Source organism: Parabacteroides sp. FAFU027 (assembly GCF_022808675.1).
Classification (GTDB): domain Bacteria; phylum Bacteroidota; class Bacteroidia; order Bacteroidales; family UBA7332; genus CAXXIC01.
Genome location: NZ_JAKZKV010000024.1, coordinates 1 through 19,702, shown reverse-complemented (window position 1 = coordinate 19,702; position 19,702 = coordinate 1). Strand labels below are relative to the sequence as shown.

Genomic DNA, 19,702 nt, shown 5'->3' with positions numbered 1-19,702 from the left:
AAGACTATATCTTGTTGCTTTAACGCCTTAATATCGCGATTAATGGTACTCTCACCGCAGTTGAGTAACCTGTTCGCCAGGTCTTCGACAGTTAGCAATCCACCTTGTTGGAAAGCTTCGTTGCAGATGCGGATAAGACGATGTTGCCGGAGGGCAATTACACCGTTCTTTTCACGAACCAAAAGATCTTCTTCCCCCGAATCAAGGGTGAGCGTTACGGTCTTCATCTGACATTCAGATAGCCTTTTCTTTGGTGAGTTTTCAATTCCAACAACTTCAAAGCAGATCTGTCCCGGTTTCATACTGGCTTGGTTGTCAAAAAAGGGTTGGTACGTTTTGTAAACCACATTCAGGATGGCTTTGGCCTCAAACATAGAGCAGTTCATGCCAGCTTGAAGTTCATTAAAGAATTGCGTATCTAACTGTTTTTGCTTTAGACGATCCCATTTCTGGAGAGCTGAATTGTTAATCATAATCGTAGGATTAATAAACAAAACTTCTTAGCAGCAGCCTCACTCCGTTCAGGCTTCGCTACGCTCCGCCTTCACTTCGTGAGGCTGCTGCTAAGATTCCAAATATCATCTATTATAACAATAATTTCAAAGAACTTATCTTCTATCCCTACTTCGTTGTCATATGACACAAACGTAGGGGATATAGGGGCGGTAAACAGAGAGAAAGTGCCTTCAAATACATTTAATCCTCCTCTCTTTATCCTTCTATTCAGGAACTCACCTCAACGGTAATCTTCCTCAGCTGCCCATCCCGATACTCACTCGGTGTTACATCAAACTCACACTTAAAGCAACTACTGAAGTATTTCGGATTATTGAACCCCACAGCATAAGCAATATCTGAAATCGGATCGCTGGTATTAGTCAGCATCCGGCAAGCATGTTTGAGACGAACGTTCCGGATAAACTCACCGGGTGAAAGTTCGGTTAATGATTTCAGTTTGCGGTGAAGGGTCGATTTGGAAACATTCATCTCTGTCGCAAACCGGTCGAAATCGAAGGTGAAGTCTCCCATCCGGGCTTCTACCACCTCCAATGCTTTTTTCATAAACTCATTATCCAACGAGTTATACTGCATGGCCGATATGCCTACCTCCTTCTGCTCCCTAAACTCACCGGCCTTTTGTTTCCGTTTCTCGATCAGGTTTTGCACCCGCGCTTCCAGCACCTTCATTTCAAATGGCTTAGGAATATAGGCATCGGCGCCGGCCTTGAAATATTGCACCTGATCATCGGCTGCTACTTTTGCAGTCAGGAGCAGAATATCGATGTGGCTGGTTGCCAGGTCTGACTTCAGGGTACGACACAGCGTCAAACCATCCATTTCGGGCATCATCACATCGGAGACAATCAAATCAATATCGTGCTCAGCGACCAGAGAGAGTGCCTCAACGCCATTATATGCTGACAACACCTTATACTGCTGGCCCAGATAATCCACAATAATCTGGTTTAGTTCCTTATTGTCCTCAACCACCAGCAACGTATTTCCGGTTGTTGGTTCCGGGTTAGAAATCAGAGCCGCTTCATCTGTCGCATTCAATTCCGGAGTTTTATTTCTTGAAACATACTGATAAATCTCACCCGGATTAATTTCATCATCGGCAAAAGCTTCTCTGGAAACCGGAATCCGAAAGGTAAAGCAAGCGCCTTTACCCGGAAGATTCTCTGCCCGGATTTCCCCTTTATGAATCTGAATCAGATCACGTGTCAGGGCCAGGCCAATCCCATTGCTCTGGCTTTGGTCGGAACTGCTGCTGATATAAAAGCGGGTGAAAATATGCGGCAAATCCTTTTCATCAATTCCTTTTCCAGAATCACTTACCGCAAGTTGCAGATATTTTACCCCATCAGATTCAGAAAACGAAGCTTTTACCTTTATTACTCCGCCATCAGGAGTAAACTTCAGGGCGTTGGAAAGGATATTATACATTACTTTATCCAACTTATCCGGGTCAAAATAGGCGGACAAACTTTCAGCCTCAACCACCAACGAAAAGTCGATCTTTTTTTCATTAATCAGGGGTTGGAAATTGGTGTAACAGACTTCCCGGATAAAGGCTACAATATCAGCCTGCTTCACCGACAGGTTCATATTCCCGCTTTCAATCTTACGGAAAGCCAGGATCTGACGAATCAACCGCTTCAGACGATCTACGTTCGATTTGATTTTATCAATCTGCGCTTGATCTTCCCGGTGTTTTTGCAACAGTTCATCCACCAGCAATGAGATGATGGACAACGGGGTAAGCAGGTCATGGGAAATATTGGTAAAATAACGAAGCTTGGTCTGCACCAACTCTTCCGATTTCTCCTTTTCAATTTGGGAAATCCGGAGTTTATTGCGAAGTTTTATTCTGTTATAAACGAAATATACACCTACTCCCGACAAAATCAGGTAAACAAGATAGGCCCACCAGGAAAGATAAAAAGGCGGTTTCTTGATAATCTCAAGTGTTGTAATCTGATTACTCCAAGTGCCGGACTCATCGGTCGCTTTGACCATGAAGGTATATTTTCCCGCAGGCAGGTTAGTGTAATTGACGAAACGACGGTTATTCCCCATATACACCCAGTCATTATTCAGCCCGTCCAGCTTATAGGCATACTGGATTTTATCGGCGGAAGAGAGATTCAGGGATGAAAATTCAAGACTCAGGTCATCGTCCGAACTTTTAAGGGTCAATCTCTTTTTGTCTGCATCGTAATACTGGCTACTGTCATTATCAAATATAGATTGGTTCTTCACCTCAATATCGGTGATATACACTTTCTGTCCCGATGCCGATTTCTTATCATTTACACCAGGTGCAAATGCGCAAAGGCCTTTATTACCGCCAAACATCATCGTCCCGTCAGCCAGCTTGACACAGGCATCTTTGGCAAATGAACTGACCAGAATACCATCGGAATGGGTGTAATAGGTAGTCATGTGGTTAGAGGGATTGAAGCGGATAATCTTTTTCACCGTAGAAATCCAGAGCGCTCCCTGATTATCTTCCAGAATATCCAGCACAGACTCTTCCGTGATTCCGTAAAGGCGGCTCACATCTTGCATCGTGTTTGTCTTCTCATCATAGATGTAAATGCTTCCCACACGGGTACCGATGCAGACATCGCCATTCTTCCTGCAACAAATTGACTGAACCGAATTGGTCTGAAGGTTACCTTTGGTTTTGCTGAATACTTTTTCTACTACAAAAGATTTCGAACCGGGCTTATTTCGCAGTTTCAGGATCCCCTGCTTTTCACTTCCTACCCAGATATTGCCTTTTGTATCCTCTTTGATCACCGCGACATTCGTGATCCCCGGATTGACCAATGTTACGTTGTTACTTCCGACAGATCTTCTATAAAGACCATCCTCCATCCCTATCCACACATTTCCCTCGTGATCTTCACAAATACCAGAGTTGGTAATCGCATTCTTTTTGGGCAAAGGGATAAAACGGACGGGACCGGCATTATTCACCCGGTCACTCATGATATAAATACCGGGAGTACCCTCCTTCTTCAGCCATATTTCGTGTGTACTCTGGATGCGTTTTAAAGCACTGACACTTTGAATTGACCGGATTTCAGGATTGGCAACCGGAGAGACATCACCGGTCTTTCGGTTATATGCAAAGACTCCTTTGCGGTTTACAACGATATAAATATACCCATCGGCTGACTCACAAAACCCGACCACAATCGGAGAAAACCCTAAAGTCTGTTTTAACTTAGCCAGTGAATTGGTACGAATGGAACTATTATTGAATTTCAGTCTGAAAATACCGTCTCCGACAGAGCCCAGCCAGAGATTTCCTTGACGGTCCTGCATGATCTCATGGAAAAGCTTGTAATATGGCTCGGGAAACATTGATTCCGACTCAATCTGATTATAAGTGTTTCCACGCTTTTGAAGCACCACCAGCCCATCAAATGTTACAATCCAGATATATCCGGCTTTGTTATCTTTCACCATACTGTAGGCAATATCATTGATGGGAACCGGTCGCCCCTCCTTTTGAACCACAATCTTTTGAAAAGGATTTCCGGGGAGAGCTTTCAAATCCATAGCATATAACCCATCCCCCCAGGTACAAACCAGGAAATGATCCGGTTCATCTTCAATCATCCGGAAGGGGTTGTTATTTCCTCCCATGGAAGGCATTAATCTGAAACTTTGCGTATGCTTATTAAACAGGGCAATGCCGTTATTTGGCATTAAAATCCAAATCCGCCCCTTACTATCCTGATAAAGTGACCTGATAAAATTTCCCGGAAGATATTTTCCGGATGAACCGTGCGTACTGTAACAAACACTCTGCCCATTAGGAGAAACCCTGACCAAACCATTGTTGGATGTTGCAACCCACATATTATTCTCATTATCCCTGAGGATAAAGGTGATCTGATCTTTTTCCGTATAGGGATTTTCCCATCTTTTTATCGAATAGTTTCGCTTATCCAGAATATTGACACCTTCCAGCGTCCCGATCCACAACCTGTTCCGGTTATCCTCGGCTATACATTGGATGCTGTTGCTGGTCAGCCGGTTCGGATTAATCGAACCTGACCGGAATACCTTTATCTGATATCCGTCAAAACGGGATAATCCGTCCTTACTGCCAAACCACATGTACCCCTCACTATCATGGAAGATACGATTGACGGAGTTGGACGGCAACTGATCGATATAAGGAAAATGTTCGAAGCTGAATCTGGCAGGGAGATTTTTTGCCCGAAAATGATAATTACAAAACAGTACGAGAGCAATCGTTATCAGATACTTTTTCATGGTAGTAATTTAAGGTTTGCAAGTTTACTAAATAAATCAGTCTTAAAAGGAGAATATTAGGTCAGTTTTTCGGTCAAACGGGGGTATATATTTCATTCAATCTTATCAAACTGAATATCATGCCTCTTTTTCAGACCTCTTTGACATACAATCAGCCCCCCAGAGAAGCTCACCCGTTTACTTTTGCTGTCATTGTTTATAAACTGATTGCTAACCTAATACTAAATCTATGAACATACATTCTAACTACAGCCCATAAATTATCAGCGTCTTCCGACACTGTTTTTTCATTTCTGCTTTGTCGGAATATTTGTTAACCCCAATTATCGTTTAATCAAATCAATCTAATCAACCATGGATGTAAGAAAAAAAATTCTATCCGTACTTGCTCTGTCAGTCTGCACCTCCATGCCGACACTTTGGGCAAATCAAAATGGAACAGCAGCCAATACGGCAACTGTTCAACAAAAAAAAGGGACTATCACCGGTAAAGTAAAAGACACTCACGGTGAAACTCTTATCGGTGTAAGTATTAAAATCAAAGGAACTACGCTTGGAACCATAACCGACTATAACGGGAACTTCTCATTAAGTAATGTCCCTGCAAACGCTGTTCTTGTATTCTCTTATGTGGGAATGGAGAATCAGGAAGTAGCTGTTGGAAGCAAGACTGCTCTCAGTATTACCCTACAAGATAAATCCGCCGGACTAAATGAAGTTGTGGTTGTAGGTTATGGTACTCAAAAACGAAGTGACATTACCGGGTCTGTAACGTCTGTTCCCAAAGATCGATTCAATCAGGTACCGGTAACGAATGTAATGCAAGCCATTCAGGGTTCGGCTGCCGGTGTTAATGTCTCTCAGACTTCATCTGTTCCGGGTCGAGAAACAACGATCCAGGTTCGTGGAGCAAACTCTATCAATGCTTCAACATCGCCATTTATTGTTGTAGATGGAATTCCATTCTACGGAAGTACGAATGATATCAATCCGGCTGACATCGAATCAATGGAGATTTTGAAAGATGCTTCTGCCGTAGCTATTTACGGTACCCGTGGATCGGCTGGTGTTATCCTTATCACCACTAAAAAAGGTAAATCGGGAGCGCCTATCATCCGTTATAACGGCTACGGTGGCGTTGAAAACATCGCACATGAATTTACCCCCCGGAGTGCAGCTGAATATTACCAAAAATACCAGGATTACAAAACTCAAAAAGCGGGGGCAACCGGTGATCTGATGTATTATGGAGAAGCGGCTAATTACCAAAAATGGGTAAATGGTCAGTTTACACCAACCGACTGGCTGAAAGAAGCGACCCAGCAAGGAAATATACAGGACCATAATATCAGTATCAACGGTGGTACTCAAGAGGCCAGATATTATGTATCGGGGGATCTGTTGGATCAAAAGGGTGTAATTAAAGGATATGACTACAAGCGATTCAGTTTACGTACCAACTTGGATATTAATCTGAAAGAATGGTTGACAGTAGGTACTAACCTCTCATTTGTCAACAATGATTATAGCAATGGGTCTGACAAGGTAAACCTTCTATACGCTTGTGCAATGAGTCCGTTTACTGTACCAACTGACGGCTCGGGTAATTATATCACTTACCCCAATTATCCCGAAACGCTTTACTTGAACCCGATGCTCAATCTTAATGCAGATCTTTCAAATGTAACAAAGAATCTGACCGGTACAGTGTATGCAGAGCTTACTCCTTTTAAAGGACTGAAATACCGCGTAAACGCTTCTCAATCTTACATTATCAATAACTCAAGAAGTTATTACGGAGTCCTTGCCGGTAATACACAAGGGGGATCTGCTTCAGCATCAAGTTCTGAAAAGAAATTCTGGGTAGTTGAAAACATCCTGTCTTACACGAAAGATATCCAGAAGCACCACTTTGATGTTACAGCACTTTACAGTGCTCAAAAAACAAGTTACTTCAAGGATGGCTCAAATGCAGTGGGCTTCATTAACGATGGATTAAGTTATTACAACATGGCAGCAGGTACGACTCAGACTGCGATTTCATCCGCAGCTTACGATTACACCTTGTTGTCACAAATGGGACGTTTCAACTACTCTTATGATAGTCGATATCTATTCTCAGCAACAGCCAGACGAGACGGCAGTTCTGTATTTGGAGCCAACACCAGTAAATACGGTGTATTCCCATCTTTTGCTTTGGGCTGGAACATTAACAATGAAGCCTTTATGAAACAATACACTTTCCTAAACAACCTGAAACTTCGCTTCTCTTACGGAACAACCGGTAACGAAGCGATCGGTATCAATCAAACTGAAACCACATCAGGATCTGGTAAAATTCCATATAACGGCACCGGAGTAATTGGTACTTATGCCAACATATTGGGAAATGCAAACCTAAACTGGGAAAGTACAAGTTCAAAAAACATTGGTTTGGATTTCGGATTCCTGAATAACAGAATCTTTGGAACGATCGAAGCATATCAAAACAACACCTACGATTTATTAATGAAGCGTAATATTCCCAATATCACCGGATATGCAAATGTATATGACAACTTGGGTAAAATTGAAAACAAAGGTCTTGAAATCACCATTAACACCAAAAACCTGAAGATCGATAAGTTCAGTTGGGAAACCAGCCTGAATTTTGCCACTAATAAAAACAAAATTGTTGATTTATATGGGGATGGCAAGGATGACATTGGCAACAAATGGTTTATTGGCAAACCAATAGGTGTGATTTATGACTACGAAAAAATAGGTATCTGGCAGGCGAGTGAGATTGCCGCTACCGATAAAGTCAATAAAGCCGGTGACGTAAAATTCAAAGACCAACTAATCGTAGACTCTGATGGAGATGGTATTCCAGACAAAGGTGATGGCATCATCGATTCGAAAGATAAAGTTATACTGGGACAAACAGCACCGAAATGGAGAGGTGGCATAACAAATACGTTCCATTACGGAGACTTCCATTTAAGTGTGTTCATTGAAACTGTTCAGGGTAGTATGAAAAGTGCAAGTTCAGAAATTTTCTTCGGAGATGAAGCCGGACGACGCAATACACCTAAAGAAGTAGGTTACTGGACTGCTCAAAATCAGGATAATTACTGGCCATCACTTGTTTATGCCAACACTCTGGGATATAGCTTCCCTCTCAAAAACAATTATACCCGTATCAAAGATGTTACTTTGAGCTACACCGTACCTCAAACTTTACTCAAAAAAGCAGGAATCAGCGCTGCAACTGTGTACCTGTCAGGACGTAACCTTTACACATTTACAAACTGGATCGGATGGGATCCTGAAGCCAATCAGGCACCCCGCGGATCAGGAGACTGGACTAACGATTATCCGACAACCAGAACCTTTACAGTTGGTCTCAATATAACTCTTTGATAACGATTAAATCAGAATCACTATGAAAAGATATAATAAAGTATTATTTGGACTACTGCTCGCATCGCAGGTCTTTACTTCGTGTGACAAGTCCTTCCTGGATGAAAAAGTATTAGCATCCTATTCACCTGAAACGCTGACTGACTCTTTGGGGATGGAAGCTCAGATTGTCGGACTTCAGCAACAGTTTAATCCATTTTTATGCAGAGATGACAGACAAGGTTATCTGGCTGTATGGCAAGCCGGAACAGACATAACAATGTCAGTGCAGCCACAAGGTATCGAAACTCCATATGTTACCTATGGTTTGTTGAATTCCACAGATGAAGCTGCCTCCTGGACATGGTCATGGGCTTATAAAATCATCAACAATGCGAATGTTATCATCAACAACATTGAAACCGGCAATGTTGGAACAATGGGACAAGCCAATAAAAACAGCCTTAAAGCTGAAGCTTTATTTTACAGAGCCTATGCGTATAACTTATTGGCAACGTGCTATGGAGGTGTTCCGATCAGCACAACACCGATAACAACTGCTAAAACTGATTTTGTCCGAGCTACTTTGGATGAAGTAAACCAACTGATTGAAAGTGACCTTTTGTATAGTGCACAATATTTACCCTATATCGATCAGGTTAAAAAGACAACCAGTGGCAAATTCCTTTATGGTCGTCCGAATAAAGCGATGGCTCAACAACTGCTGGCAGAGGCCTACCTGCGTATGGATAAACCGGACAAAGCAGAAGCTCAGTGTGATGCAATTATTAGCAGTGGTAAATTTAGTTTGATTACAGCTCGCTATGGCCTCAAAAAAAGTCAACCCGGAGATTGTTTCTCTGATATGTTCTTTGCCGGTAACCAACGCCGCTCTCAGGGTAACACTGAAGTTATTTGGGATATCGAAATCGAAAATCCGACTGATGTTCCGGGCTTAAGCCAGGGAGGAAATCCTCAACAACGCCGTGTATGGGGAGCAGCGTATCATAATGTTACCGGTATGGTCCCCTGTGATTCATTAGGTGGTCGCGGTAATGCTCGAATGCGATTAAACAACTTCGTTTTATACCATTTGTATGGAGCCGGAGATATGCGTAACTCACAATACAATATCAAAAGAGTATTCTATTACAATGATCCTACAAAAACGGCCACTTATGGTAAGCCTGTGCCTCTTAATACAGCCGATACGCTTTACAAAGTATGTCCTTATACCTTGAAATGGGGACATTTTGACTCGCGTGATGCATTCGGATACGGTATGTGGAAAGATATGATAATGATGCGTTTGGCTGAGACTTATCTATTAAAAGCCGAAGCTCAGTTCAAACAAAACAAATTATCTGATGCTGCTACCACAATCAACATAATCAGAGCACGTGCAAATGCAACCCCTGTTTCAGCATCCGATATTAGCATGAACTTTATATTGGACGAAAGAGCACGCGAATTATTAGCTGAAGAAAACAGACGTATGACTCTGTTACGTACCAAAACTTTGCTCCAACGTGTAGCAATGGCCAATGCCACTACACCAGCAACCTATCAGGTAACCGGTATTACCGAGAAAAATTTATTATTTCCTATTCCTCAATCTGAAATCGACCTGAACAAAGATGCTAAACTGGAACAAAATCCGAATTATTAATTTCTTTAGGTGTCTTAGGTATTAGTTAGGTTATTCAACGAAAGGAATGCTCTCCGGAGCATTCCTTTTAAACTAAATAACGGCACCTACCATTAGATCACATAACACCTCAAAGAACTACCGAAATGAAGCTTTCAGGATATATTACCATCATAGCCCTCCTTCTAAACATAAACATATTTGCAGCAGAAAAGCCGGATAAGAAAGAGGTAATCGCCATCATCAATAAAGTAAATAACTACTGGCAAACGAATCACTCTGATCCGGGAAATCCATTCTGGGATAATGCAGCCTATCATACCGGAAATATGGAAGCCTACTTTGTCACCGGAAATGAAGCTTTTCGCCAATATTCGGAAAAGTGGGCAGAGCAAAACAGTTGGAGAGGAGCAACTGGTGACGACAAATCTCAATGGAAATACAGTTACGGAGAAAAACCGGAATTTGTTTTGTTTGGAGACTGGCAGATTTGCTTCCAGACCTATATCGATCTGTACTACCTGGCTCCGGATCCTAAAAAAATTGCCCGTGCCCGTGAAGTTATGGAGTATGAGATGGGGACTCCCAATAATGATTATTGGTGGTGGGTAGATGGTCTCTATATGGTAATGCCGGTAATGACCAAACTGTATAAAGTGACCGGAAACGAAATGTATCTGGATAAGCTTACCGAATACTATACCTATGCAAAAAGCATCATGTATGACCCTAAAACCGAACTATTCTACCGTGATGCAAGATATACCTATCCCAAACACAAAAGCGTGAATGGAAAAAAAGATTTCTGGGCACGTGGTGACGGATGGCTTTTTGCCGGACTGGCAAAGGTGCTAAAAGACTTGCCGGTTGATTATAAAAACAGACCATTGTTTGAGAAGCAGTTTAAAGCGATGGCTAAAACCATCATAAAATCACAGCAAAAAGAGGGTTACTGGACCCGCAGTATGCTTGACCCGAATCATGCTCCGGGCTACGAAACCAGTGGCACCGCCTTCTTTACCTATGGACTTTTATGGGGAATCAACAACGGTTATCTTAAAGAAAAAACGTATTTGCCTGCAGCTATGAAAGGCTGGAAATACCTGACAACAACGGCATTGCAACCCGAGGGTAAAATTGGTTACATACAGCCTATTGGAGACAGAGCGATTCCAGGTCAGGTGGTCGATGCTAATTCAACGGCAAATTTTGGTGTGGGCGCATTTCTTCTGGCAGCGTCGGAAATGGTTCGCCATATCGATAAGAAATGACGCAAACTCTACTCTGCAATTCTTCTATTTCATTAAGAATCTTCTGCCCCGGTAGAAGATTCTTTTTTTATGTATAAGATACAAACACTTCTGATAGTTTGAACTTTTGGCCAAACATCCACCCACTCAGATTTGTTTCTTATTGTAAAAGAAACTATATTAGCAAAAATCAAAAATCAGGCATTATGTTCTTTTTCGGGTCAGGTCACTGGTTAGCCATTACATTCCAGATTCTTTATCTGGTTACCTCCATTGCGGCAGTTATTGTTGTAATTGCAGGCAACCGCAATCCGGTGAAAACACTGGCCTGGATATTACTATTTTTTCTGTTGCCATTCCTTGGAATTTTCTTTTATATCTTTTTTGGACAGGACTTTACACGTCAGAAGCTTATTTCCCGCAAGAAAAGGAGAAAAGTCAACGTTCGCCTTACTTACCCCGAAGGACGACGAAGCATAAATACACTCCCGGAAGAGTATCGCACGATGGCTCGTCTGCTCAATCACCGCAACCAGTTTCCGGTCTTTATGCACAATGAGGTGGAGATATTCTCCAACGGTGATGATAAGTTTGCCCGTTTGCTGGAAGATATCCGTCATGCCCGTCATTACATCCATGTGCAGTATTACATCATCGAGAGTGACGAGATTGGAAACAAGGTAAAAGATTTGCTGGTAGAAAAGGCATCAAAAGGTGTGGAAGTTCGGGTAATTGTGGATGATGTCGGTTGCTGGAAGGTACCGAAAGAGTTCTTTGGTGAAATGCGCAAAGCGGGCATTCAGACGGCCATCTTCCAGGAAGTACACTTCCACCGCTTAACGAGCAAAATCAATTTCCGCAACCACCGGAAGCTAGTCATTATAGACGGAAAAATAGGATATACCGGAGGTATGAATATCGCAGACCGGTACCACAAGGGATTGGCATGGGGAATCTGGAAAGACCTGCATCTCCGTATCGAAGGACAAGCCGTGGAGGCTCTGGAATCGGCATTCCTGATTGACTGGTACTTTACCACCCGTGAATTGCTGCCGTTGAAGCATTATTTTCATGATGAAAAAGTGTTACAGAAAGGCGATACACCGGTTCAGGTCATTACCAGCGGTCCATTTGGTGAGTGGCGCGAGATATTACAGGCTTACCTGAAGATCATTCACTCCGCCAAAGAGTATGTCTATCTGCAAACGCCCTACTTTCTGCCGGGAGAAAGCCTGCTGACCGCATTACAGACGGCGGCATTAAGCGGAGTGGATGTCCGGCTGATGATACCCGAGCGCTCGGATTCGCACATGGTGCATCTGGCTACCCGCTCCTACCTCAAGTCCATCTTAAAAGCAGGTGTAAAGGTCTATCTTTACCAGCCCGGATTCCTGCATTCAAAGATGGTGGTTTCGGATGATGCTGTAGCAACGGTGGGTTCGACAAACCTTGATTTTCGTAGCTTTGAACACAATTTCGAGATCAACGCATTCCTTTACCACAAAGAGATGGCGCTTAAACTTAAAGAGGTATTCCTCAACGATCAGAACCATTGTCGCCGTATCACACTCAATCACTGGATAAAGCGTCCCCGTGTGGAGAAATTTACAGAATCGACCATCAGGCTATTCAGCCCGTTACTTTAGCTCCATTCTTCCAAACAAAAAGCCACGAATACACTTCAATTTCTGTGTATTCGTGGCTTTTATTTCAAAAGCAATTAACTATCTGGTTATTACTAATGTATAAATATCCCGGAGTCATGCAGAATTGCTTCGGCGGCACCCAGAAATGCGAGCGCGGCATACAGAAATGCGTGGGAGGCACGCAGAAATGCGTGGGAGGCACGCAGAAATGCGACAGCGGCGTGCAGAAATGCGAGGGAGGCAGACTACCTCGCATTTCTGCATGCCGCCGGACTATTTTTAGCTGGAGATTTAATGGATAGGCAAAACAAAATTGCTTATCCCCTACTCTTTATTTTCAAAAAAGCTGAAGTTCACGCTCCCATACACCCGTTTCTCTACAAACTGAGGCATTTCCGAGAAATCATTATTACGACCGTGTTCTAAGATGAAAATGCCACCCTCTTTCAACAAATCGTTTTCAAATATCAGACCTGGAATAGTTTCCAATCCCTTCAAATCGTAAGGAGGATCGGCAAAAATAAAATCAAACTTCTCGCGGGTCTGACCGATATATTTGAAAACATCGCCCCGAACCGGAATGAGACGATCGGTCTTCAACTCCTTCATCACCTTAATGATAAATGAAAATTGTGTGGAAGCCTTTTCAATGCTGACCACTTTTCCACACCCACGTGAGATAAGCTCAAAACTGACAGCTCCAGTTCCGGCAAAAAGATCAAGAGCCGTGATATCTTCCAGATCGAGCCGGTTTTCCAATACATTAAAAAGATTTTCACGGGCAAAGTCCGTTGTCGGACGAGCCGTGATATTTTTTGGCACATCGAAGCGTCTGCGCTTGAATTCGCCACCAATTATACGCATAATGATAAAGTCTTTAGATCCAGTGGCAATGGTTTGTTGTCAGCTGGCGCCACGTACCAGCTGGTCGGAGGATTGAGCGGTAAAACCCGCTGAATGTATTTAGATAAATGAGGAGTCATACGGCTTCGCAGCCCGGCATCCCCACAAATATGAAGTTCATCATTAACCTGATGCAGCCCCAGCTTTTCCCAGGTATAGAGGGTATAATAGATCGCATCATTCAAATTCTGACAAGCATAACTATTTACCAGCTCCAATTGATTCCGGTGAAAACAAAAGAGGTCTATCCGATCCGATTCGAGGTTGGCATACATCTTCGAATAGTTTCCGAAACGACTTCGTTCTGTAAAATATTCCAGCATCGGGGTCATGTAGTGGATTACCTTGGACAGAGCGAAGGTACGTGTCAGGAAATTATACGAGTCTTCGTTTACTGCAAAATGATTTACCATCTCCTTTTTACGGAAATCATTGACAAAGTATTTTCCCGTTGCATTTTCATGCGTAAACGAAAGCAACCTCTCTCCGGTCTCAATATTACTAAACGCAGCGGGAACTATTGTATAAAAAGGGGAAACAACCACCAATTCCGTCTTTTTGTAGGATAAAAGCAGGTGTTCATTTTTGTAAACGACCTCCTCGATGGCATTCACTACAGGCTGATTCTTTGGCAACAGGAAACTTTCATACAACGCTGCTCCCTCGTTCACCGGATCAACCAGGTAAAATGAAAATCCACCCGGTGCCAACCGAATGGATAACGTATATTGTTCCGATTTGGAGTAGTCTGGTTTCTGTTGCATCTGATTATTATTCTTGAAAAAAGCAGTTGAAAATAGTTTTTTTGGGAATCGCTTTGACTCTCTAATTATCAGAGGGTTTTATGCACTAAAACAGTTTTACACTTCTGTTACAGGATAAGCAAAATAAACATTGTATTTTTGCGACGAAATCAACCTATTAGAATGATAAATAGCTTTATTGAACGCAAATTTAGAGAAAATCTGCCATATACGCCCAATGCCGGTCAGGAAAATGCAATACGTGAAATCTGCAACTTCCTGACAGACAGAGAGCCTTCCCGATTGTTTTTGCTGAAAGGATATGCCGGAACCGGAAAAACCTCGCTGACCGGTAGCCTGGTCAAAACCTTAAGCGAACTGAAGCAGCCCGTTGTATTACTGGCTCCCACCGGAAGAGCCGCAAAGGTATTTGCAGCCTATGCCAATCATCCGGCCTTTACCATTCACAAGAAAATATACCGTCAAAAGAGTTTTGCAAATGAAGCGGCCGGATTTGGCATCATGCCTAACCTGCACAAAGACACCCTCTTCATCGTAGATGAAGCTTCCATGATTCATAATACAACCGGTGAAGGAGCTGTATTTGGTACCGGCTGTTTGCTGGACGACCTGATCCAGTATGTCTATTCCGAAGAGAGTTGCCGGATGATGATATTGGGTGATACCGCCCAGCTTCCCCCGGTCGGGCAAGCGGAATCTCCAGCCTTAAATGCGGATTACCTGAAAGGATACGGACTGGATGTTACCGAATTGATTTTACGTCAGGTAGCCCGCCAAAGCGAAGAGTCGGGCATCCTGTATAATGCCACTCAACTCAGAGAGCAACTGGAATCGGAATATGATTTGGATGAATTGCCTCAATTCAAAACGAATGGTTTTCCTGACCTTTACTGCGTGGACGGCAACGAGCTGGCTGAGCATATTTCCGATTGTTATAACCGTGACGGTATTGATGAAACCATACTGATTACCCGGAGTAATAAACGGGCAAATATCTTTAACCAGAATATCAGGGGACGAGTTTTATACCGCGAAGAAGAATTATCCGGAGGAGACTTGCTGATGATCACAAAAAATAACTATTTTTGGAGCAAGGACTACGAAGAGATGAACTTCATCGCAAACGGTGAAATGGCTGAAATTGTCCGCAAGCGTAATGAGCGGGAGATTTACGACTTTCGTTTCACGGATGCTTCGCTCCGTTTTCCTGATTACAATATCGAAGTGGATGTCAAGATCCTGCTTGACACATTACACTCGGATACACCGTCACTTCCTTACGAACAACAAAACCGCTTTTTCAATGCCGTGCTGGAAGATTACGCTGACATACCGACACGTGGTGCCCACATGAAAAAACTAAAGGAAGATCCATTTTACAATGCCCTTCAGGTAAAATATGCCTACGCTGTAACCTGCCACAAAGCCCAGGGTGGACAGTGGAAGAATGTATTTATCGATCTGGGTAACCTAAACGTAGAACATCTTGGTGCCGACTTTTACCGTTGGCTTTACACAGCGTTGACCCGCGCAACCGAACGGGTATTTCTGTTGAATATGGCAGAGGAAATGAAAGAAATAAAATAACCCTTTTATATTTAAACGAATCGAGACCTAAAAAAGCAGATTGTTTAATTCCCCCATATCCAATATGAAGGGGAAACAAATTTTGTAACCCTAAACTCTTTAATCAAAAGCAGCATTTATGAAAAAACTTTCCTTCGTTTTTGTATGGGTATTAATATCCGTACCGGTACTCCTGTTGCAAAGCTGTATAGACAACAAATACAGTCTTGATAACTTACCGGACCATTTGCTTATTGCCGGAGATAGCATAGTTCTCCCTATAGGGAAAGCCGACACACTCACCATGAAACAATTCATGAAAGATCAGGATTTCACTGATCTGAAACTGAAAAAGATTAATGGGGACAGCGTTTTTTATTTGAGCAAAGTGAATGTTCAACATTTTAATCTTCCGGATAGTAGCACTTATTTAAGACTCGTAAATCCGGTTACCAGTTCATCTACCTTTACAGGTCTGACTCTACCTGTATATCCCGGCCCCTTCAGCAAAGCCGGACCGTTAGATACACTCTCATTACCTATCAAACAAACACCATTGATTGTAAGTACAGATCAAATTCTGTTCAATGCATCCTCCCGGATAGAAATTAAATTTGAGCTGAACAATATTTCGGCATCAAATCCGGCATCAAAAATCACATATCAGGTTTATATCCCTAATGAGCTGACACTGGAAACAATTAATGATGACGGTTACATCTCTTATAACAACACCATCGGACAATATATATATACTGTAACAAAGCCATGTTCAGGAGCATCAGCTTCTTACCTAAGAGTGAAATCCCTTAAGGGAAATGCCAAGAACCTTGATTTTATAACAACGTCAACTATATCTGTGGTTGCCGGTGATAAATTAACTGTTGGAAAAAATCCGGCAATTACAACAACGGTGACTCCCAGCAATATTTCTGTTGAAAGAATATTCGGACAAATTAATTACAGTTCAACACTACCAAACACGTCTTTTAATATATCAAGCATATACTCTTTATTTAAAGACAGTAAGGACGTTATCAGCTTCTATAATCCAACATTATACATTGTCACCAAATCCAGTTTCGGGGTTCCTTTGAATGTCAATTTAAATGCAACTTCAACACCTGCTCACACCATCTCTGCAACTATTACAGTTCCCCCTCCGACATCCCCGGGTGAAATTGCTATTAATAAATATGCTTTATACAGCAAAGTTGCTCCAGATAACACCTCTTCATTTACAGAAACAAAGAAATTTGACCTGGCTTCATTAATTACCGATAAACCTAACAGTATCACTACGAATGTAAATTATTCCACCATACTTGGGAGCCAACATTTTATAGCACCTAAAGATTCAGGATTGGTGAAAGATTCACTGGAAATCCCCCTGGCTTTTGCAGATAATTTTCGACTCAATTACACAACTACCAGATCAGAGGTCTTCAATAATGATATCAATAAATATTTATTCTCAACTGATGATATTACTTTATCCGGACAAGTTGTTTCATCAATTCCTTTAAATGCACAACTAGACTTCTCGGTTCTTACCAGCGAAGGTGATACTATTAAATTGACCGGAGTAGGACAAAGTCAAACAATAAAGATCAATGCCTACAATGGGATAACAGACGAAACCCCTTTTCTGTTAACCATCCATTCGGCTGATCTTAAAGATAAACCACTCAGAGATCTGCTCATCAATGTTATGCTCTCTTCGGACAAAACCGTTGAAGGGAAACTAATTAAAGCAAAGGATTATGTTTTCATCAGAGATATCAGAATGACTAAACTCGGAGGTATCAGCATCGATACAAAATAAACATTCTGTCTAATTCCAACTGCATCCAAAATGAAACTAAATAATAAAATAATTACCTCTGGGCTTTTACTGTTAGGTCTTCTGTTAAACGAAAGTTTGTTTGCACAAACACCTAAATCGACCTATTTTCTCGACAATTCCTATCAACGATTAGAACTCAACCCGGCATTACTACCTTCTCGTGGTTATATCGCCTTTGGGACGGGCAACATTACGCTTGATGCCTCTACCGGTCCTTTTAGTTTGGGTAGCCTTTTGTACACCAACTCTGCCGGTGAACTGGATTGGGTACTGAATGATCCGGCACAGAAAAACAAATTTCTGAAGACACTGAATAATAAAAACCCGCTTGCTACATCAAGCTCAATCCAACCTTTCGGATTGGGTTTCTATACCGGAAAAATCTTCTGGAATTTAAATTTGTCGGTAAAAGAACAAGCAACAGTCACACTTCCTAAATCTCTTTTCGAACTGGTAGCCAACGGTAGCGGCACTTATTCCTTGAAAGACCTGTATATGGAAAATCTTGCATACACAGAAATCGGAGTCGGTGCTTCATTTCCAATTAATAAAAAACTAACGATCGGGGGAAAACTTAAATATCTGAAGGGACTTACATTCGTTCAGGGAAAGTTCGACAAATTTGATGTGAATGTAAATCAAAACATTTGGTCAGTTGAAGCTAATGGACAAATCAAAGCGTCTCTCAACAACGGTCCGCAAATGCCTGTCGGAAAATTCAAAATCGAAGATTACACCGACAATATAAATGGGAAAGATTTGTACAGAAAGTTCATTAACAATGGAATGGCCGTCGATTTGGGTGCTACGTACAAGCCTCTCGATAACCTAACCTTATCTCTTGCGCTGACAGACCTCGGTTCTATAACCTGGAAAAAAGAAAATAATGTAGTTGCGCAACTCAATGATTACAAGGAGACCATCCTGGATATTGATAAATCAATCACCAACATCACTGATGCATTTAACAATATATCAGAACCGGAACTGAACAGTACAGCTCCCGGAACCTTTAAAACCACGCTACAAAGTAGAATTAATGCAGGAGCGGAGTATCATGTCGTTAAAGACAAAATCAGCTTTGGAGCGCTTTTCAGCAAACAGTCAGGGGTGAATAATCTATCATCAATTACTTTTTCTGCCAACCTGAAACCAATGAAAGTATTCAACACGGCGCTGACTTATACGACTGGAAGCTTCAATGCTAATGCATTTGGAGCAGCGATAAGCTGGACCCCAAAGTGGTTTATGAATTTCTTCGTGGCAACCGATTATATTATTGCCAAAGTATCCCCGGAATACATTCCCGTAAATGCCAAACGGGCAAACTTTCAGCTAGGAATTAGCATTCCGTTAAGATCCGGAAAAGGGACTAATGGCCGTAAAGCAACTTTTACGACTCCAACGCCACAGCTTATTGAACAGGATACCATCAAAGCTGTAAGGGATACTCTCCAACCGGCAGTGATTGACTCTAGTAAGAATATAATATTGACTGATTCTGCCCAGATAATTAAACCCGATTCTTTGATAAAGGTCTTTGGGCAAAAAGATTCTCTACCTGCACTTAGAACAGATTCATTCCCAATCCTGAAAAAAGATTCTCTACTTAAGACAGATTCACTCTCAGTATTTAAAACCGACTCGATCAAGCCAATCAACAAAGTAGAAGTGAAATCATCCGGTAAAATCCCGGCTAATCCAAGCCTGCCGACCCAACCTCAACCAAACACAGCGCCCAAACAGAATGCTATAAAAAAAGAAGAGAAACAATGAGGGTGTCCCAAAAGGATGCCCTCTCTCATTATTATGCCTATTGAAGTCATTGTAATCAGCTCAAAAATTAGTAACTTAGAGCATGAGTACAACAAAGCATAAACTAGTCTTTAAAGATTATCCGC

At 42.0% G+C, this 19,702-nt stretch carries 11 protein-coding genes; 7 read left to right on the top strand and 4 right to left on the bottom strand.

The window, feature by feature from the left end:
* Both MLE17_RS18670 and MLE17_RS18665 read right to left on the bottom strand, forming a co-directional pair.
* Positions 1-473, bottom strand: a 473-nt coding sequence (locus tag MLE17_RS18670) for a DUF1670 domain-containing protein (RefSeq protein WP_243350289.1), incomplete at its 3' end; no start/stop codon positions are given.
* A gap of 250 nt (positions 474-723) precedes the next feature.
* Complete coding sequence (locus MLE17_RS18665) at positions 724-4,797, bottom strand: hybrid sensor histidine kinase/response regulator transcription factor (protein WP_243350288.1); 4,074 nt, start codon at positions 4,795-4,797, stop codon at positions 724-726.
* A gap of 354 nt (positions 4,798-5,151) precedes the next feature.
* Between MLE17_RS18665 and MLE17_RS18660 the strand changes: the two genes are divergently transcribed.
* The 4 genes from MLE17_RS18660 (at position 5,152) to cls (ending at position 12,722) form a co-directional block, all read left to right on the top strand.
* Positions 5,152-8,199: a SusC/RagA family TonB-linked outer membrane protein gene (locus MLE17_RS18660; protein WP_243350287.1), complete on the top strand. Its 3,048-nt coding sequence runs from the start codon at positions 5,152-5,154 to the stop codon at positions 8,197-8,199.
* 22 nt (positions 8,200-8,221) lie between these two features.
* Positions 8,222-9,847, top strand: a complete 1,626-nt coding sequence (locus MLE17_RS18655; protein ID WP_243350286.1) for a RagB/SusD family nutrient uptake outer membrane protein — start codon at positions 8,222-8,224, stop codon at positions 9,845-9,847.
* Positions 9,848-9,972: 125 nt separating this feature from the next.
* Positions 9,973-11,097: a glycoside hydrolase family 88 protein gene (locus MLE17_RS18650; RefSeq protein WP_243350285.1), complete on the top strand. Its 1,125-nt coding sequence runs from the start codon at positions 9,973-9,975 to the stop codon at positions 11,095-11,097.
* Positions 11,098-11,282: 185 nt separating this feature from the next.
* Positions 11,283-12,722, top strand: a complete 1,440-nt coding sequence (cls, locus tag MLE17_RS18645) for a cardiolipin synthase (RefSeq protein WP_243350284.1) — start codon at positions 11,283-11,285, stop codon at positions 12,720-12,722.
* A gap of 324 nt (positions 12,723-13,046) precedes the next feature.
* Here cls and MLE17_RS18640 read toward each other — a convergent pair whose 3' ends face one another.
* Together MLE17_RS18640 and MLE17_RS18635 are read right to left on the bottom strand one after the other, a co-directional pair.
* Entirely contained in the window at positions 13,047-13,586 is a 540-nt protein-coding gene (locus MLE17_RS18640) for an RsmD family RNA methyltransferase (RefSeq protein ID WP_243350283.1), read from the bottom strand.
* Positions 13,577-14,389, bottom strand: coding sequence for a DUF3822 family protein (locus MLE17_RS18635; RefSeq protein ID WP_243350282.1), 813 nt, complete (start codon positions 14,387-14,389; stop codon positions 13,577-13,579). Before MLE17_RS18635 ends, MLE17_RS18640 begins: the two co-directional genes overlap by 10 nt.
* Before the next feature lie 162 nt (positions 14,390-14,551).
* Here MLE17_RS18635 and MLE17_RS18630 point away from each other — a divergent pair, with 162 nt between their 5' ends.
* The 3 genes from MLE17_RS18630 to MLE17_RS18620 all read left to right on the top strand — a co-directional run bounded on the left by MLE17_RS18630 (position 14,552) and on the right by MLE17_RS18620 (position 19,577).
* Entirely contained in the window at positions 14,552-15,976 is a 1,425-nt protein-coding gene (locus tag MLE17_RS18630; protein ID WP_243350281.1) for an ATP-dependent RecD-like DNA helicase, read from the top strand.
* 118 nt (positions 15,977-16,094) lie between these two features.
* Positions 16,095-17,780, top strand: a complete 1,686-nt coding sequence (locus tag MLE17_RS18625) for a hypothetical protein (protein ID WP_243350280.1) — start codon at positions 16,095-16,097, stop codon at positions 17,778-17,780.
* A gap of 30 nt (positions 17,781-17,810) precedes the next feature.
* Positions 17,811-19,577 (top strand): DUF5723 family protein, encoded by a 1,767-nt coding sequence (locus MLE17_RS18620; protein ID WP_243350279.1) that lies wholly within the window; start codon positions 17,811-17,813, stop codon positions 19,575-19,577.
* Positions 19,578-19,702 lie beyond the last annotated feature (125 nt).

Excerpts from the sequence above, each read along its gene's own strand:
- MLE17_RS18665 (WP_243350288.1), bottom strand. The coding sequence starts at position 4,797 with ATGAAAAAGTATCTGATAACGATTGCTCTCGTACTGTTTTGTAATTAT.
- MLE17_RS18660 (WP_243350287.1), top strand. The coding sequence starts at position 5,152 with ATGGATGTAAGAAAAAAAATTCTATCCGTACTTGCTCTGTCAGTCTGC.
- MLE17_RS18655 (WP_243350286.1), top strand. The coding sequence starts at position 8,222 with ATGAAAAGATATAATAAAGTATTATTTGGACTACTGCTCGCATCGCAG.
- MLE17_RS18650 (WP_243350285.1), top strand. The coding sequence starts at position 9,973 with ATGAAGCTTTCAGGATATATTACCATCATAGCCCTCCTTCTAAACATA.
- cls (WP_243350284.1), top strand. The coding sequence starts at position 11,283 with ATGTTCTTTTTCGGGTCAGGTCACTGGTTAGCCATTACATTCCAGATT.
- MLE17_RS18640 (WP_243350283.1), bottom strand. The coding sequence starts at position 13,586 with ATGCGTATAATTGGTGGCGAATTCAAGCGCAGACGCTTCGATGTGCCA.
- MLE17_RS18635 (WP_243350282.1), bottom strand. The coding sequence starts at position 14,389 with ATGCAACAGAAACCAGACTACTCCAAATCGGAACAATATACGTTATCC.
- MLE17_RS18630 (WP_243350281.1), top strand. The coding sequence starts at position 14,552 with ATGATAAATAGCTTTATTGAACGCAAATTTAGAGAAAATCTGCCATAT.
- MLE17_RS18625 (WP_243350280.1), top strand. The coding sequence starts at position 16,095 with ATGAAAAAACTTTCCTTCGTTTTTGTATGGGTATTAATATCCGTACCG.
- MLE17_RS18620 (WP_243350279.1), top strand. The coding sequence starts at position 17,811 with ATGAAACTAAATAATAAAATAATTACCTCTGGGCTTTTACTGTTAGGT.